The organism is Sphingomonas sp. LY54, assembly GCF_035594035.1.
In the GTDB taxonomy this organism is placed as follows: Bacteria; Pseudomonadota; Alphaproteobacteria; order Sphingomonadales; family Sphingomonadaceae; genus Allosphingosinicella.
On the sequence record NZ_CP141588.1, the window covers coordinates 641,925 to 656,241 of the forward strand.

Below are 14,317 nucleotides of genomic sequence, written 5' to 3' on the forward strand. Positions count from 1 at the left end.
CCCGCGGCCTGCGCCGGGGACGGAAGGCTAACGTATCGGCCCCTCGGCTCGCCCCTGAACGAACTGGTCCACATAAGGGTTGCCGGTCGCGTACAGGCGATCGCGCGGGCCGTGCCAGATGATGCGGCCGCCATAGAGCATGGCCACGCGGTGGGCGATCTTGCGCGCGCTCGCCATGTCGTGGGTGATGGTGAGCGCGGTGATGCCGAGATCCTCGACCAGGCTGACGATGAGGTCGTTGATGACGTCGGCGCGGATCGGGTCAAGGCCGGTGGTGGGCTCGTCGAACAGGAGGATTTCGGGGCGCGGCGCGACCGCCCGTGCAAGGCTGACCCTCTTCTGCATGCCGCCGGACAGTTCCGAGGGTCGCAGGTCGAGAATGTCGCGGCCGAGCCCGACCCGCTCCAAATTCTCCTCGGCGAGGACGCGCATCCGGGCCGGATTGATCAGTCGTCCCTGGGTGAGGCCGAACGTAACGTTGCGCCAGACCGGCAGCGAATCGAACAATGCGCCGCCCTGGAACAGCATGCCGAACTTGCTGCGCAGCCGCTCGACCGTGCGCGAGCCGGCGCCGACAATCTCCTCGCCGTCGATCAGGATCGAGCCGCGATCGGGCTGGAGCAGGCCGAGCACGCACTTGATCAGAACCGACTTACCCGTGCCGGACTGGCCGATGATCGCGATCGATTCGCCGGTCTCGATGTCGAGATCGGCGCCGTCGAGCACGACGTTGCCGTTGAAGCTCTTGGCGACGCCGCGGATGGCGATCTTCTCGCTCATCCGAACGCCGCGATCGTGATCAGCAGGTTGGAGAGCAGGATCAGCACGAAGGCGGAGACTACGGCGTTGGTCGTGGCCTTGCCGACGCCGGCGGCGCCCCCGCTCGACCGGAAGCCGTGATAGCAGCCCATCAGGGCGATGAAGAAGCCGAACACCGCGGCCTTCACCAGCGACATCTGCAGATCGTCCGGCTCGAGCACGCGGCGCGAGGTTTCGAGATAGGAGACCGCGTTGAAGCCGAGCTTGTAGACCGCGAGCAGATAGCCGCCGAGCACGCCGATGATGTTGGCGATCAGCACCAGGATCGGCAGCGCGATCACCGCTGCGAACAGCCGCGGGGCGATCAGGAAACGGAACGGATCGGTGCGCAAGGTGGCGAGCGCGTCCAGCTGCTCGGTGACGCGCATCGTGCCGATCTCGGCCGCCATCGCCGAGGAGACGCGGCCGGCGACCATCAGCCCGACCAGCACCGGCCCGAGTTCGCGGACGATCCCGATGACGACGATCGCCGGCACCGCCGACTGCGCGCTGAGCCGCGATCCGCCGACATAGATTTGCTGGGCGAGAGCGGCGCCGGTGAAGATCGCGGTGAGCCCGACCACCGGCAGCGAATACCAGCCGATGTGGAGCAATTGCTCGAACATGCGCAGCGGGTAGTAAGGCGGGATGAAGGCGCGGACGATTGCCTGCCACGCGAACAGGGTGACGCGGCCGATCGTGGCGAACACGGCAATGGCCGCAGCGCCGATCGCCGCGAAGAACCGTATCGGTGCCTCTGCCCCGCTGCTCATAGCCATGCGCGCTGATAGCGGGCGCGGGCCGTGATCAGCAACTCCTATCGCCTCAAAACAGCCGGGCGCCGTTCGGGACCTTGCGGTCGGGGCTGAACAGGACGACGGCGCCCGTGTCGTCGGGGAAGCCGACGGTCAGCACTTCGGACATGAACGGGCCGATCTGACGGGGCAAGAAGTTGACGACGGCGGCGACCTAGCGGCCGAGCAGGTCGTCGGCTCGATAATGATCGACGATCTGGGCGCTCGACTTGCGGATGCCGATGCCGGGGCCGAAATCGATCCGGAGCTTCCACGACGGCTTGCGTGCCTCGGGAAAGGGATTGACCGCGACGATCGTGCCGCAGCGTATGTCGACGGCGAGAAACTGGTCGAAGGCGATCGGCGCGGCGGCCGGGGCGGCGGGATCGGAGAGCTTGTGCGTCATCCCGCTCTTCTATCCGGCGGAAGACACGGCGCCAGCCTCCGCAAAAGGCGCAAGCCGGTGCTTCTGGATCTTGCCCGCGGCGGTGCGCGGGAAGTCGGCGACGATCTCGAAACGCCGCGGCACCTTGTAGCCGGCGAGGCTGGCGCGGCAATGCGCCTCGAGGTCGGCGGCCGTCAGGCTCGCGCCGTCGATGGGCAGCACGAAAGCCTGGCCGATTTCCCCCCAATAAGGATCGGGCGCCGCGACCACCGCCGCCTCGGCGACCTCCGGGTGGGCGGCGAGCACATTCTCGATCTCGGCCGGATAGATGTTGGCGCCGCCGGAGATGAACATCTCCTTCCGCCGGCCGACGACATAATGGAAGCCGTCGCCATCGCGGCGCACGAGATCACCCGAGCGCAGCCAGCCGTCCGACGTGAAGGCGGCCGCGTTAGCCTCCGGGTTGCGCCAATAGCCCGGAGTCACTGCGGGGCCGCCGAACAAGAGATCGCCGACCTCGCCGTCTGCCACCTCCCGCCCCTCTTCGTCGACGATGCGAACGCCGCACAGCAATTGCGGCTTGCCGACCGAGCCGATCCGGCTCCAGGCATCGGCCGGATCGAGCAGGAAGGCGGTGGGGCCGGTCTCGGTCATGCCCATGCCGTTGCAGATGCGCACGCCGATCGGCTTGTAGCGCTCGACCAGGCGGTCGGGGAGCGGCGCCCCGCCGCATCCCCAGTGGCGAACATGGTCAAGCGGCGCGCCGGCAAAGCGCGGATGCTCGACCAGCGCCTGATAGACGGTCGGCACGGCGAACAGAGCGTCGAGCCGCCGCGCCTCCAGCAATTGCACGATCTCTTCCGGCTCGAAGCTCTCCAGCACGATCACCCGCCCGCCCGCGAACAGGGTCGGCAGGCTGTGGAGGTTGATCCCGGCGGTGTGGAAATGGGGCAGGAAGCAGAGCGTCGTGTCGGTGGAGCGAAGGTCGATCGCGGTGCCGATATTGACCGCATTCGCGAGCGCCATGCGGAACGTGTAGATCACACCCTTGGGCCGGCCGGTCGTCCCCGACGTGTAGAGGAGGTACCAGGTCGCGTCTTCGGGCCACGCGCGCCGCACCGTGATCGCCGGCGCGCGGGCGAGACAGTCTTCATAGTCCGCGTCGAGATCGATCGTCGGCAGGCGATCGCGCAAGTCGCCGGCACCGCCCTCTCGAAACAGCAGGACGGGCTCGCAATCGTCGAGCAGCTGGTCGAGCTCGGGTTGCGGCATGCGCCAGTTGAGCGGGACCAGGATCGCGCCAAGCTTGGCGCAGCCGAACAATATCTCGAAGAAGGCGATCCTGTTGCGCGACAGGATCGCCACCCGGTCGCCCTCCCCCACTCCCCGCTCCGCCATCAGCGCGGCGGCGGCGGCGGCGCGGCGATCGAGTTCGGCATAGGTGATCGTGCGGTCCCCTTGCTCCAGGGCAATACGGTCCGGCCCAAGCAGCGCCCGCCTGGCGATGAGGTCGGGCAGGCTCCCGATCACGGGCGGGTCCGCAGTCCCTGGGCGACGAGGTCGATCGCGACGTCGGCGACTTCGGCGGGGCTCAGATCCTCCTCCCACACGCCGTAGCGCATGCCGAGGAACACGCTCATCCCAATGAGCGCCCAGGCGCGGGGCTCGTCCTCACCATCGACGATCTCGCCGCGGGCGGCGGCGGCGGCGAGATTGCGGCGATAGCCGTCGACGAATGTCCGGTAATGCTCGCGATAGACGTCGGCGGCGACGAACTGCGCTTCCTCGATGATGCGATAGAGCTCGCGATGCTGGCGCACGAAGGCGATGAACGCGGCAAGCCCGATCCGCTCCGCCGCAATCCGGTCGGGCGCGTCCGTGACCGCCTCGGCGACATGCTGGCGCACCGCCCGGCTCATGTCCTGCACGAGCGCGCGGAACACCTCCTCCTTGCTCTCGAAATAGGTGTAGAAAGTGCCGAGCGCGACGCCGGCCCGCTGGGTGATGCCGGTGATCGCGGCTTCGTGATAGCCGCGCTCGCCGAACTCCGCCCCCGCCGCCTCCAGCACCCGCCGCAGCGTCTTTCGTCCGCGCTCGGTGCGCGGTGTCTTGTCCGTCATGGGTGAAGCCTGCCTGCAACACTTCGCCAATGCAATGGACACACATCCAACTTGAACATTGACTCATGTTTCACGTCGTGGCACCGGCGGGAAGAGCGAACTCCCGGAAGAGGAGCCGTTCCTGGGAGGGGTATCGTTGCAGCATTTCACCGCATCCGACGGCACGCGCATCGTCTATGAGGACGAGGGCGAAGGCCGCCCGCTCGTCCTGCTGCACGGGCTAATGGCGCACCGCGGCTTCTTCGAGCAGCAGCGCGCCCTCGCCGACGATTTCCGCATTATCCGCGTCGACCTGCGCGGCCACGGCGATTCCCGCGCCGAGCACGGCCTGACCGTCGAACGGCTCGGCGAGGACATTGCCGAACTGGTCGCGGCGCTCGACCTGCGCGACGTGATCGGCGTCGGCTGGTCGCTCGGCGCCTCCGTGCTGTGGCATGTCCTGGCCGGCCCCGCCGCAGAACGCTTCGCCGGCGCGGTGATCGTCGACATGACGCCGCGCGTGCTGAACGACGGGGAATGGACGCTCGGCCTCTCGCGCGAGGCCTGCGAGGCCCGCCGCCAGGCGATCGAAACCGACTTCGCGACGTTCGCCAACAGCGCCGGCCAGGCGATCTTCGCGCAGCCGGGAAGCCCCCACAAGGCGCGCTGGGCCGGCGAGGAATTCCAGGGCAACGATGGCGCCGCGATCAGCGCGCTGTGGAGCTCCCTGGTCGAACAGGATTTCCGCGCCGGCCTCGGCCGCATCCGCCAGCCGACCCTGATCGCACACGGCGCGCACAGCCACCTCTACGGCTCCGACACTGCCGACTATCTCGGAGCCGCCATTCCGAACTCGAAGATCATCGAGTTCGATCAATCCGGCCACAGCCCGCACATCGAACAGGCCGAGCTTTTCAACCAGACCATCAGGGACTTCGCGGCCAGCCTGCCGCGCATCCGCCAACCGCACATCACAGCATAAGAGGAGAGACGTCATGGCTCGCATTTCCAGACTGACCACCACACTCCGGCTGACCACGGCGATCGCCGCCGGGCTCATCGCCGCGCCGCTCGCCGCGCAGACGACCGACGAACCCGCCGTCGACGAAACCGCCGGTGTCGAGACCGCGGACGCGCGCAATGACGGCGACATCGTCGTCACCGCCCGCCGTCGCGCGGAAAACCTGCAGGACGTCCCGCTCTCGGTCTCCGCGTTCAGCGGCGACGCCCTCGCCGAGCAGGGTGCCGTCGACATCACCAACCTGCAGCAGCAGACCCCGAACCTGACGCTGCAAATTGCGCGCGGTTCGAACTCGACCCTGATTGCCTTCATCCGCGGCATCGGCCAACAGGACCCGGTGTGGGGCTTCGAGCCCGGCGTCGGGCTCTATATCGACGACGTCTATGTCGCCCGTCCGCAGGGCGCGGTGCTCGACATCTTCGACGTCGAGCGCGTCGAGGTTCTGCGCGGCCCGCAGGGCACGCTCTACGGCCGCAACACGATCGGCGGCGCGATCAAATATGTCACCAAGCGCCTCGGCAATGATTTCAGCGGCCAGGTCCGCGCATCCTACGGCTCGTACGACCAAACCGACCTGATCGGCCAGGTCGCGGTCCCGATCGCCGACTGGGTTTCGGTCGGCGGCGCGTTCGCGATCTACAAGCGCGACGGCTTCGGCAAGAACCTCACCAGCGGCGCCGAGCATTACAACAAGGACGTGATGGCCGGCCGCCTCAGCCTCGAACTGACGCCGTCCGATGCGCTCTTCATCCGCATCGCCGCCGACAAGACCGACGATGAATCGAACCCGCGCCACGGCTACCGCCTGCTCGGCAACGGCACCGCGATCGGCGCTCCGCTCGACAGCGTGTACGACACCCGCGCCGGCATCGGCGACGAGAACAATGTCGAGACGAGCGGCATTTCCGGCACGATCGAATATGAAGCGACCGACGCCGTCACACTGAAATCGATCACCGCCTTCCGCAAGGGCCATACCGAGACCCTGATCGACTTCGACGGAATGCCCGGGCCGGTGCTCGACATCCCGTCCTTCTACAAGGACAAACAGTTCACCCAGGAATTCCAGGCGCTGTATGAGAGCGACGCGGTCCAGGGCGTGGTCGGCCTCTATTATCTCGACAATTCGGCCTCGGGCGCATTCGACACGGTGATCGGCAACGCCAACCTCACCACGCTCACCAGCGGCGACGTCGACACCAAGAGCTGGGCCGTGTTCGGCGACGTCAGCGTCCAGTTGAACGAGCAGTTCTCGGTCTCGCTCGGCGGCCGCTACAGCCGCGACAAGCGCGAGGGCACGGTGTTCCGCGCCGATTATCTCGGCATCCGCAGCCCGCTGTTCGGCAACGCAAGCGCCGTCCAGTTCCGGACCCGCACCGACTACACCAACGACCGCACCGACTCGCAGTTCACGCCACGCGTCAGCCTTCGCTACGAACCGAACGAAGACCTGATGATCTATGCGTCGTACAACAAGGGCTACAAGTCGGGCGGCTTCGATCCGCGCGGCGACGCCATCTTCACGCCGAACACGATCAACGGCTACGCGCCGGAGACGGTGGACGCCTATGAGGTGGGCCTGAAGGGCGCCTTCGCCGACCGCCGCCTGTTCCTGAACCTTGCCGGTTTCTACTCCGACTATCAGGACCAGCAGATCACGACCCAGTTCCTGTTCGGGACCACCGTCGTGAGCTCGGTCGAGAATGCCGGCTCGTCGCGCATCTACGGCCTCGAGCTCGAAGGGCGGATCATCCCGCACGACGACCTCCAGGTGACCTTCGCGATCGGCTACACCAACGCGAAGTTCAAGGAGTTCCTGTCGCTGGGCACCGACCTGGTGGTGCGCGATGTCGCCGACCAGCGCCTGTTCCAGAACACGCCGGCCTGGAACGGCAATGTCACGCTCCACTACACCAAGGATCTTGGCTCGGCCGGCCGCATCGCGTTCACGCCCGCCCTCTCCTTCCGCAGCGACTATTCGCTGTTCGAGGTGGCCAACCCGGTCCTCGACCAGGACGCTTACGAAATTGTCGACGCCAGCCTGGTCTGGACGTCGGACAACGACCGCTTCCAGCTCGGCCTCCACGGCCGCAACCTGTTCGACAAGCAGTATCGCGTGGGCGGCTACAACTTCCCGGGCGCTCTGCTTGGAAACTCGATCATCGGCTTCTATGGCCCGCCGCGCACCTTCACGCTCTCGGCCGGCGTGAAGTTCTGATCGGATGACGAAAGCGAGGAGCGGAGTGACGACACCCTTGAAGCAGGCTCAGACGCCCGGTGGACGGGTGCTGCTCATCCTGCTCCTCGCCTACATCTTCAATTTCATCGACCGTCAGATCATCGGCGTGCTCGCCGTGCCGATCAAGACGGAGTTCCAGCTCGACGATGAATCGCTGAGCTATCTCGGCATCGCCTTCGCCTTCTTCTACAGCGCGCTCGCGATCCCCATCTCCTGGCTCGCCGACCGTCGCAGCCGGGTCAACATCATCGCGATCTCGGTCGCCTTGTGGAGCGGCTTCACCGCTGTGTGCGGCCTCGCCCAGAATTTCACGTCTCTCGTCTTCGCGCGGATGGGCGTCGCGGTCGGCGAGGCGGGCGGCATCGCCCCCGCCTACGCCCTCATTTCCGATTTCTTCCCGCGCGAACGGCGGGCGCGGGCGATGGCCCTGTTCTCGCTCGGCATCCCGATCGGCTCGGCGCTCGGCATCTTCTTCGGCGGCTGGATCACGACCGCGCTCGACTGGCGCTCGGCCTTTCTGATCGTCGGCCTCGCCGGCATTCCTGCCGCCCTGCTCGTCAAATTCGGCATCAGGGAGCCGATCCGCGGCGGCTTCGACAGCGCGGACGGCCAGGCCAGCGATCCTGCCCCGCCTTTCCTCACCGTCGCCAGGCGGCTCGCTGCGACGCCGAGCTTCTGGCTGCTCTCGTTCGGCGCCGCGTCGGGATCGATCCTCGGCTACGGCCTGATCTTCTGGCTCCCTTCCTTCTTCAACCGCACGTTCGGGCTGGAGCTGTTCGACCTCAGCCTGTTCTACGGCACGATCGTATTGGTCGGCGGCGTCGCCGGCACCTGGCTCGGCGGCTGGATCGGCGACAAGACAGGGCCGACCAACCCGCGCGCCTACGCCCTCATTCCGGCGGCCTGCTTCACGATCGCGGCGCCCTGCTTCGCCTTCGGCCTGTTCGCCGAGTCCCTGGTCGTGGCCTGGATCCTGTTCGCGGTCGGCCAGATGCTGGCCTTGGCGTGGCTGGGGCCGGTCATCTCGGCCGTCCAGCACATCGTCCCGCCCAACATGCGCGCGACCTCTTCGGCCAGCTTCCTGTTCATCAACAATCTGATCGGCATCGGCTTCGGCACCTGGTTTCTGGGCTTCATGTCGGTGCGGATGACGGAAGCGCACGGCGTCAATTCGCTCCAATATTCAATCCTCTACGGATTGGGCTTCTATCTGCTAAGCTCGGCCATCTACGCGGTCGCCGCGTCGCGGCTGAACAAGGATTGGTATCGGGGGTAATATGAAGCGACGGACATTCCTCACTGCCGCGGCGATGCTGGCGGCGACCTGCCTCCTCCCCTTCGGCACGGCGCAAGCGAAAGGCTTCGAGTCCGATCGGATCAGCGTCGTCACCAAGGGCGAAGGCCCCGACGTGGTGCTGGTCCCCGGCCTCGGCTCGACGCGCGACGTCTGGGAAGGCACGGTCGCGGCGGTGCCGGGCTATCGCTACCATCTCGTCCAGGTGAACGGATTTGCCGGCCATCCGATCGGCGGCAATGGCGGCACCGGGCCGATCGTGCCCGTGCTCGCCGAGGAAATCGCGCGCTACATCAAGGAAGCCAAGGTCCGTCCGGCCGTGATCGGCCATTCTATGGGCGGCTCGCTGGCGATGATGATCGCCGCGCGCCATCCCGAGGCCGCATCCAAGGTGATGGTCGTCGACATGCTGCCTTCGATCGGCATGATGTTCGCGCCCGGCGCCGATGCGGCCGGCATCGCCGCAGCCGCCGCCAAGGTTCGCGACGGCCTGACCGCCGCCTCGCCCGAGGACCGGCGCAAGCATGTCGAGGGCACGATTGCGACAATGGTGAAGGCCGAGGATCAGCGCCCCGCCGCGATCGCCGCTTCGCTCGGCAGCGACCAGGCGATGGCCGCCCGCGCGATGCACGATCTGATCGTCACCGACCTCCGCCCCGAGCTCGCCAATCTCAAGGTGCCGGTGACGGTGCTGTTCGTCCGCGGCCCGAACATCCCGATGACCGATGCGCAGATGGAGGCGGTCTACAAGATGTCGTTCGCCAACCTGCCCCAGGCGAAGCTCAAGCACGTGCCCGACGCGTGGCACTTCATCATGTTCGACCAGCCCGAAGCCTTCGCGGCTGAAGTGAAGGCCTTCCTCGCCGAATGAGGCTCGGCTCCTCCCGCTGGGAGGGGCCGGCGCCTTAGAAGCTGAACCGGGCGGTCACGCGGATGTCGCGCCCGGCCATCGGCACATAATCCTTGGTGAAGCTGGCGTGTCGCCGCGCGTCGACGTCGAAGATGTTGTTGGCCGACAGCATCAAAGTCGTCGGATTGCGCTTGCCCCAGGGGTGCCAGGCGACCGAGGCGTTGACCAAGGTATGGCCGTCGGTCGCCGTCTCGAAGCTGGCGACGCGGTCCTGCTCGTCCGACCATTCCACCTCGACCCGCGCATCGACCGCGTCGGACTGCGCCTCCAGCCCGGCGAGGACGCGAAGCGGCGGGATGCGCGGCACCGGGCCGCCTTCCTTGATCGTCGCGCGGACATAATCGGTCACGAGGTCGCCCACGAACTTGAAGCCGGCCGTGCGGAACAGCGTGGCGGAGGCCTCGGCCTCGAAGCCGACATAGCGGGCGTCGCGCTGGAAATATTGGAATACCGGAAGCTCGTCGATCTCCGCCCCGGTCTCGGCCGAGAAGATATAATCGTCGAACCAGTTGGCGAAGGCAGTGAAGCTCAGCTTCCAGTCCTCGGTCTGGGCGCGGACATAGGCTTCGGCGCCCCAGCTCTTCTCCTTGCCGAGCGTCGGATCACCGATCTCGAACGCCTGGGTGGCGACGTGCGGGCCGTTCGAGAACAATTCCTCGGCGGAAGGCGCTCGCTCGGCGCGCGACACGTTGGCGCCGACCTTCACGGCCTTGCCGATGTCGTAGGAAGCGCCGAGCGCGCCCGACCAGGCCGTGAAGTCGCGCACGACCCCGATCACATCGGCTTCGACGTCGGTATGCTCGCGGCGCAGCGCGGCCTCGAGGCCGAGCGCACCCAGATCATATTCCTGCAAAGTGAACAGGCCGAACTGGCTGGTCACGTTGGGGGGCACGAACGCTTCGGCGCCGGTCGCCGCGAAATCGCGGCTGAAGAACTGGACGCCGCTGACGCCGCGCCAGCCGCCGCGGTCGGCCTGCACCAGCTCGGCGCGCCCTTCCATGCCCTGGGTCTTGAAGACGGTGCCGACCTCGTCGCCCTCAAATTCGGTATGCTCGTAATCGGCGGCGGCGAGGCGGACGCGCAGCGCGTCGATGAAGCTGCCGTGGATGTCGACTTCGCCGCGCAGGTCGGCGCGGATCTGCTCGAGGCCGATCGTCACCGGGACGTCGCCATGATGGCCCTCGCCTTCGGCTTCCTCGTGATGATGGTGCGCGCCGGGACGGCTGGGGACGCCGTAATCGCTGTCGTACCAACTGACCGAGAAGCCGAGGCTGCCGCCGTCGCGGATCAAGGCCAGGCCGGCGCCGAGCGTCTTGGTCTCGGTGCCGGTGTTGGCGACCTTGCCCCTGCGGTTCGCGAGGTCTCGCGCTTCGGCCGCCTCGTCGGCATGGCCTTCGGCTTCTTCCTCGGCGGCGATCGCGAGCTGCTCGGCGCGCAGCGACGGCGCGAGCACGAAGCCGCCCACTTCCAGATCGCCGCTCTTGCGGTAGCTGCCATCGAAATGGGCGACGAAGCCGCTGTCGCTGACCGGCACGTCGACCGAGGCGCCGATACTGCGCTCGTCGGCGGCCGAGCCGTAGGTGGCAAGCGCTTCGACATGGGCGATCTCGTCCGGCACCTTGCGCGGAATCCGGCGGTCGAGCACGTTGACCGCGCCGCCGATCGCCTGGCTCCCGAACAGGAGGACCGCCGGGCCGTGCAGCACCTCGATCCGCTCGGCCGTGAGCGGATCGATCGTCACGGCATGGTCGGCCGAGGTGTTCGACACGTCGATCGCGCCGATTCCGTCGGTGAGCACGCGGATGCGCTCGCCCTGGAAACCGCGCAGCACCGGCCGCGACGCCCCCGGGCTGAACGAGGTGGCCGAAACGCCCGGCAGCCGCGCCAGCGTGTCGCCGATCTGGGGCCTCAGGTCGCGCGTCAGCTCGGTCCCGCTCAGCACCGACCGGCCTGACAGCAGATCGAGCTCGCGCACGAAATCGGCAGTGATGACGATGTCTTCCGATTCCGCGGCATGATATTCGCCGCTACGCGGCTGGTGCGGGGGCGGGCTGGACGCCGTCTGCTGCGCGAGCGCGGGGACGGCCACGAGCGCGGAAGTGGCAAGGAACAGGGCAAGCTTCGGCATACAAACTCCGGAATGGCGAAGCGGCCTTAGTCGGGATGTTACACCGTATCAATACCCGCAAAACCCGGGGTTGCCGCCTTCGCCGCGCGAATGGCTCGACTGGCCGGCGGATAGCGCCTCGACAGCCGCCGCCGCCGAAGGCTAGGCGTAGCGGAAAAGGGGATCCCGAAATGAAGCCTGTGGCCGCCGCATTCCTGTCCGCACTCCTGCTCGCCGCCTCGCCCACCGCGCTCGCCGCCGCGGCGCCGGCGCCGCTCGAAGGCACCGTCGCGCAGAGCGGGCTGCTGCCGGTCCATGTCGACGCCAAGGGCGGCCGCATCCTGCTGTCGTTGCCCGCGCCGGACCGCGACGGCCTTTCGGGGCGCTATCTCTACGTGACCGCGCTGAAGACCGGGCTCGGCGCCGCGCCCGTGGGGCTGGACCGGGCGCTGAGCGGCGGATCGAAGCTCGTCGTCTTCCGCCGCATCGGCAAGAAGATCGCGATCGAAGTCGAGAATCCCCGCTTCCGCGCCACCAACGCTCCTGCCCCCGAGCAGCAGGCGGCGCGCGACAGCTTCGCTTATTCGACCCTGTGGATGGGCGACGCGATCGACGGCGCGGACGGGCGCCAGCTGGTCGACCTGTCGCCTTTCCTGGCGCTCGACACGCTCGGCATCGCCCCGGCGCTGAAGGGCGCCGGCGAAAAGGGCTTCGCTCTGTCGAAGGACCTCACCGTCGCCGACCCCGCCTCGGTCAAGGTCTTCCCGGAGAATATCGAGATGGAGGCTCGCCAGACCTTCGTTTCGGCCGAGCCGGGCGCGGAGGTGAACAATATCGCCCCGGCCAGCGGGAACCTGAGCTTCGTCGTCCGCCATTCGCTGGTGAAGCTGCCCGACGCCGGCTATCGCCCGCGCCGCTTCGACCCGCGCGGCGGCAGCTTCGCCACCCAGGTGCTCGATTATGCCGCGCCGCTCGGCCAGCCGATCGTTTACGAACTCTCCAACCGCTTCCGGCTCGAGAAGACGGACCCGGCCGCCCCGAAATCGCGCGTGAAGAAGCCGATCGTCTTCTACATCGACAGGTCGGCGCCCGAGCCGATCCGCACCGCGCTCTACGAAGGCGCGAGCTGGTGGAAGCAGGCGTTCGAGGATGCCGGCTATATCGACGCCTACCGCGTCGAGATCCTGCCCGAGGGGATCGATCCGCTCGACATACGCTACAACGTCGTCAACTGGGTCAACCGCGCCACCCGCGGCTGGTCCTACGGCCAGGTGGTAGAGGACCCGCGCACCGGCGAAATCGTCAAGGGCCAGGTCCTGCTCGGCTCGCTGCGGGTGCGCCAGGACATGCTGATCTTCGAGGGGCTGGTCGGCGCCGACAAGGTTGGGACCGGCGGTCGCAACGACCCGATCCAGGCCTCGCTCGCCCGGCTGCGCCAGCTCGCCGCCCACGAAGTCGGCCACGCGCTCGGCCTCGCCCACAATTTCGCAGCGAGCACCCAAGGCCGCTATTCGGTGATGGACTATCCCGCGCCGCGCGTCGGCCTCGTCGACGGCGCGCCCGACCTCAGCGACGCTTATGGCGTCGGCATGGGTCGCTGGGACAATTATGCGATCGACTGGCTCTACGGCGCCGCGAACGACGCCGAGGCACAGGCCAAGGCCGCCGCGGCGGTCGCCGAAGGGCTGCGCTACGCCGCCGACAACGACGCGCGACCCGTGGGCACCGCCCAGCCCTGGGGCGGGCTCTGGGACGATCACGCCGATCCTGCGGCCGAACTCGAGCGGATGACCGCCGTGCGCCGCGCCGCGGTCGACCGCTTCGGGCTCGGCGCGCTCGCCGCCAACGAGCCGGTCGCCAATCTGCGCCGCAAGTTCGTGCCGATCTGGCTGCTCCACCGTTATCAGGTCGAAGGCGCGGCCAAGCTCGTCGGCGGCGTCGACTTCAGCTACGCGCTGCGCGGCGACGGCCGCGAGGCCTCCCCGGCCGTCCCCGAAGCGTCGCAGCGGCGCGCGCTCGAGGCATTGCTCGCCACGCTGGCGCCCGAACAGCTCGAAGTGCCCGGCCACCTACTCCCTTATCTTTCGTCCGGTTGGTCGGGCAGCAACGACCGCCAGTTCGACATCGAGATATTCCGCACTGCCGGCGGCCCCGTGTTCGATCCGCTCGTCGCGAGCGAGGTCGCGGCGACGGTAACGCTCAACGCCCTGCTCGCGCCCGAGCGGCTCAACCGCCTCGCCGAGCAGAACCGCGTAGACGGCTCGCAACTCGGTGCGGCCGAGCTGATCGACCGGGTGATCGCCAACTCCTTCTCGGCCGCGGGCGACAGCGGCCGGGAGTCCGTCCGTCGCCGCGTCGCGACGACCACGGCCCTGGCGCTGGCGCGGGTGCAGCGCGATCCGGCGCTTTCGCCGACCCTGGCACTGGCGCTGGACGAGCGGCTGCGTCGCCTCGGCGCGTCGCTCGCCAAAAGATCGGGCAACGAGGCCGAGCGGGACTGGAGCCGCGGGCTCGCCCGCCTGCTTGGCGACCGCGAAGCGCTCGACAAGCTCCTCGCCGAGCCGAAGCGCGTGCCGGTCGTCCCGCCGGGCATGCCGATCGGCGCCGCCGACGAAGGCTGGTTCGGGCTTTAAGTTCCGCGTTTAGATTCGATTCGCCCCGCCGGAGTCT

The 14,317-nt window shown here is 67.8% G+C and carries 10 protein-coding genes and 1 pseudogene; 5 read left to right on the forward strand and 6 right to left on the reverse strand.

Translation table 11 applies throughout. The features are described from left to right. Nucleotides 1–27: 27 nt before the first annotated feature. The 5 genes and pseudogenes from SH591_RS03275 to SH591_RS03295 all read right to left on the reverse strand — a co-directional run bounded on the left by SH591_RS03275 (nucleotide 28) and on the right by SH591_RS03295 (nucleotide 4,097). Complete coding sequence (locus tag SH591_RS03275; RefSeq protein WP_324750507.1) at nucleotides 28–780, reverse strand: ABC transporter ATP-binding protein; 753 nt, start codon at nucleotides 778–780, stop codon at nucleotides 28–30. After that, the gene (locus SH591_RS03280; RefSeq protein ID WP_416222311.1) at nucleotides 777–1,577 is read right to left on the reverse strand and encodes an MlaE family ABC transporter permease; all 801 of its coding nucleotides are present in this window, start codon (nucleotides 1,575–1,577) and stop codon (nucleotides 777–779) included. The genes SH591_RS03275 and SH591_RS03280 overlap by 4 nt, the downstream gene beginning before the upstream one ends. A gap of 46 nt (nucleotides 1,578–1,623) precedes the next feature. After that, a pseudogene (locus SH591_RS03285) lies at nucleotides 1,624–1,998 on the reverse strand (tRNA-binding protein). A gap of 9 nt (nucleotides 1,999–2,007) precedes the next feature. After that, on the reverse strand, nucleotides 2,008–3,507 hold the full coding sequence (locus SH591_RS03290) for an AMP-binding protein (RefSeq protein WP_324750508.1): 1,500 nt from the start codon (nucleotides 3,505–3,507) through the stop codon (nucleotides 2,008–2,010). Next, nucleotides 3,504–4,097: a TetR/AcrR family transcriptional regulator gene (locus SH591_RS03295; RefSeq protein ID WP_322830831.1), complete on the reverse strand. Its 594-nt coding sequence runs from the start codon at nucleotides 4,095–4,097 to the stop codon at nucleotides 3,504–3,506. The genes SH591_RS03290 and SH591_RS03295 overlap by 4 nt, the downstream gene beginning before the upstream one ends. Nucleotides 4,098–4,233: 136 nt before the next feature. Here SH591_RS03295 and SH591_RS03300 point away from each other — a divergent pair, with 136 nt between their 5' ends. From SH591_RS03300 to SH591_RS03315, 4 genes are read left to right on the forward strand one after another with little or no spacing between them, the layout of a single operon-like run. Further along, on the forward strand, nucleotides 4,234–5,058 hold the full coding sequence (locus SH591_RS03300; RefSeq protein ID WP_324750509.1) for an alpha/beta fold hydrolase: 825 nt from the start codon (nucleotides 4,234–4,236) through the stop codon (nucleotides 5,056–5,058). A gap of 13 nt (nucleotides 5,059–5,071) precedes the next feature. Continuing rightward, on the forward strand, nucleotides 5,072–7,315 hold the full coding sequence (locus SH591_RS03305) for a TonB-dependent receptor (RefSeq protein ID WP_324750510.1): 2,244 nt from the start codon (nucleotides 5,072–5,074) through the stop codon (nucleotides 7,313–7,315). 25 nt (nucleotides 7,316–7,340) lie between these two features. After that, a complete protein-coding gene (locus SH591_RS03310) occupies nucleotides 7,341–8,612 on the forward strand; it encodes a spinster family MFS transporter (RefSeq protein ID WP_322830834.1) in 1,272 nt (423 codons plus the stop codon). Nucleotide 8,613: 1 nt separating this feature from the next. Continuing rightward, complete coding sequence (locus SH591_RS03315) at nucleotides 8,614–9,501, forward strand: alpha/beta fold hydrolase (RefSeq protein WP_324750511.1); 888 nt, start codon at nucleotides 8,614–8,616, stop codon at nucleotides 9,499–9,501. Between the two features lie 34 nt (nucleotides 9,502–9,535). Here the strand turns inward: SH591_RS03315 and SH591_RS03320 are convergent, their stop codons facing one another. Further along, complete coding sequence (locus SH591_RS03320) at nucleotides 9,536–11,668, reverse strand: TonB-dependent receptor (protein ID WP_324750512.1); 2,133 nt, start codon at nucleotides 11,666–11,668, stop codon at nucleotides 9,536–9,538. A 170-nt stretch (nucleotides 11,669–11,838) separates the two neighbouring features. Here SH591_RS03320 and SH591_RS03325 point away from each other — a divergent pair, with 170 nt between their 5' ends. After that, nucleotides 11,839–14,280 carry a zinc-dependent metalloprotease gene (locus SH591_RS03325; protein ID WP_324750513.1) on the forward strand — a complete coding sequence of 814 codons (2,442 nt, stop codon included), beginning with the start codon at nucleotides 11,839–11,841 and terminating at the stop codon, nucleotides 14,278–14,280. The last annotated feature ends 37 nt before the right edge of the window (nucleotides 14,281–14,317 follow it).

Excerpts from the sequence above, each read along its gene's own strand:
- SH591_RS03320 (WP_324750512.1), bottom strand. The coding sequence starts at position 11,668 with ATGCCGAAGCTTGCCCTGTTCCTTGCCACTTCCGCGCTCGTGGCCGTC.
- SH591_RS03275 (WP_324750507.1), bottom strand. The coding sequence starts at position 780 with ATGAGCGAGAAGATCGCCATCCGCGGCGTCGCCAAGAGCTTCAACGGC.
- SH591_RS03315 (WP_324750511.1), top strand. The coding sequence starts at position 8,614 with ATGAAGCGACGGACATTCCTCACTGCCGCGGCGATGCTGGCGGCGACC.
- SH591_RS03280 (WP_416222311.1), bottom strand. The coding sequence starts at position 1,577 with ATGGCTATGAGCAGCGGGGCAGAGGCACCGATACGGTTCTTCGCGGCG.
- SH591_RS03305 (WP_324750510.1), top strand. The coding sequence starts at position 5,072 with ATGGCTCGCATTTCCAGACTGACCACCACACTCCGGCTGACCACGGCG.
- SH591_RS03325 (WP_324750513.1), top strand. The coding sequence starts at position 11,839 with ATGAAGCCTGTGGCCGCCGCATTCCTGTCCGCACTCCTGCTCGCCGCC.
- SH591_RS03295 (WP_322830831.1), bottom strand. The coding sequence starts at position 4,097 with ATGACGGACAAGACACCGCGCACCGAGCGCGGACGAAAGACGCTGCGG.